The following is a 2,237-nucleotide window of genomic DNA, read 5'->3' as shown; positions in this document are numbered from 1 at the left end:
AAAAAAACGGTTAACTTACTTGCCTGGAGAAGCATCGACAAGGAACGCATAATCTCGTTTTTCCAAGAAAAATTCGGGCTAATCCAACGGGCAGGCATCGTCAAGAGAGGACTAGGCTTTTTATCTAGCTTGAATGCTTTGGTAAATATAAAAGAAACACATTGATCAACCAACCAGTGTTCATTATTTCACAATATAGAATCCATGACCATGAACACTACCGATCAGGCGATCAATACTGCAGAAAAAAGAACAGCATTTCCTCTCCCCAAAGCAGGGTCAACATGGCTCCCAGGCACAAAAACGGACCAAAAGGGATGGCGGTACGCAGTCCCTTGTCCGGGGAACGGCGCAGATACACGACCGAAACCAAAAGTCCGGTCAAGGCCGAAAGCAGGATCATGAGCGGCAGTTTGGACAACCCGACCAAGGCGCCCAGGCTGACCATGAGTTTGATATCGCCAATGCCCAGGGCGTCTATTTTTCGCACTCGCAGATAAACGAGACGCAACACCAAAAACGACCCGGCGCCAAGGGCGCTGCCAAGAAGGGTCTCGGCCCAGTCCACGGACAGAAACAAAGGAGTGCACAACGCCAAAACAGCGGCTGGATAGGTCAGGATATCGGGCAGGATAAACGAATCCAGATCAATAAAACTGGCCACGAGAAAAATGCCGCTGAAAGCCATGTACGTCACCCAGTCCAGGCCAGGGCCAAAGCGCGTGGCCAGGATCAGGGCCAAAAGTCCGGACAGCAGCTCCAGGGCCGGGTAGCGCCAATGAATGACGCCCTTGCAGGATCGGCAGCGAGCCCGCAGCAGGACATAGGAAAGCACGGGGATATTTTCCCACCAGGAAAGGACATGACCGCAGGTCGGGCAATGCGAAGCCGGCCAGACAACGGACTGACCTGTCAGGTAGCGGTGCACGCAGACATTGTAGAAACTTCCAAGACACAGACCAAGGACAAAGGCAAAAAAAGGAAAGGCCGGTCCCAGTAACAGATCACGCATGATAGTCCTTGCTCCCCGCGCACATTGTAAACAAATGACACCGTGGTCACGTACCCTGCATGACCTCGATCATCCAGGTCCAGGCTTCCAGATTGAGCATGCCAACCAAATCCAGCGGAACACCCAGCTTGGGCGCCTTGTCCGCGACAGCCGGCCAGTCCCAACTGTCGAGATCGCGTAATACGGACAGCCAGGCGGCATGGACCCCGGACCTGTCGGTCAAGGCCGATTTAATCCGGATGTCCAGGGGAATGTCCTCCAAAATCTGCTCCATGCGCTGATTCAAGATAGCGTCGAGCATCGAAAAAAAACCAAGCAAGAACATGCTGTCAGGTCCCAGGGGCGTGTAGCCTTCCTCGGCCAGAAGCTGCAGGAAGCGTCCCCTTTGCACCGAAATACGGACCAGCTCCTGGGCCTTGTCCGAAGTGCTCATGTCCGAAAGAATGATCACCTGCAGCCACAGGCGCAGGTTTCGACGCCCGAGCATGGTCGCGGCGCGATGCACGGATTCGATCTTGCCCCTAAGTCCAAACCGAGCTGAATTGATGTACTGGAACAAACGGTACGAAATGGACAAATCCGTCTGAATGACCTCCACCAAACGATCGATATCCGTGTCGGGCTCGCTGAGTTCCTTGAGCAATTTGATCTTGGCCAGTTCGCCGACCGAAATCTTCCGCCCCGGAATAACTTCCGGTTTACTGAAAAAATAGCCCTGAAAAAAGGTGAATCCAAGTTTCCCGCAAACCGCGAACATCTCCTGGTTTTCGACCTTTTCCGCCAGCAAGGCCGCCTTGTACGGGGCCAGACCCTGGACAATGGCCCGCACCTCGGCCGGGGTCTTGCGCAGAATATCGACCTTGATGATGTCCGCCAGGGCGCACAGGGGTTCAAACCCCGGCTGACCCACGAAGTCGTCCAAAGCCAACAGATAGCCCGCGTCCTTGAGATGCCGGCAGGCCTCCAAAACGTCGCCGTCCGGCGCAACGGTCTCCAGAATCTCCACCACGCATCGGTCCGGGGGAAGCACATACGGGGCTGACCCCACCAAAACATTGCGCGGAAAATTGATGAGTGCCCTGGCGCCCTCGCGCATACCCTGGGAGGCCAGGGTAAACCCGTCGGCGATAACCCGCGTCGTGGCCTGATCACCATCGAGAATCACGGCGGCCCGCATGTCCTTGCCATCGCGGAAAAGCAGCTCATATCCCCAAATGCGCATGTC

At 55.3% G+C, this 2,237-nt stretch carries 2 protein-coding genes; both read right to left on the bottom strand.

The features are described 5' to 3' along the window. Positions 1 to 232: 232 nt before the first annotated feature. Positions 233 to 1,012, bottom strand: a complete 780-nt coding sequence (locus EOL86_13990) for a prepilin peptidase (protein NCD26684.1) — start codon at positions 1,010 to 1,012, stop codon at positions 233 to 235. A gap of 46 nt (positions 1,013 to 1,058) precedes the next feature. After that, positions 1,059 to 2,237, bottom strand: a 1,179-nt coding sequence (locus EOL86_13985) for an HDOD domain-containing protein (protein NCD26683.1), incomplete at its 5' end; no start/stop codon positions are given.

The sequence above is a fragment of the Deltaproteobacteria bacterium genome, assembly GCA_009930495.1.
Taxonomy (GTDB): Bacteria; Desulfobacterota; Desulfovibrionia; order Desulfovibrionales; family Desulfomicrobiaceae; genus Desulfomicrobium.
The sequence above is the reverse complement of the archived record's forward strand: the minus strand, read 5'-3'. Positions and strand labels throughout refer to the sequence as shown.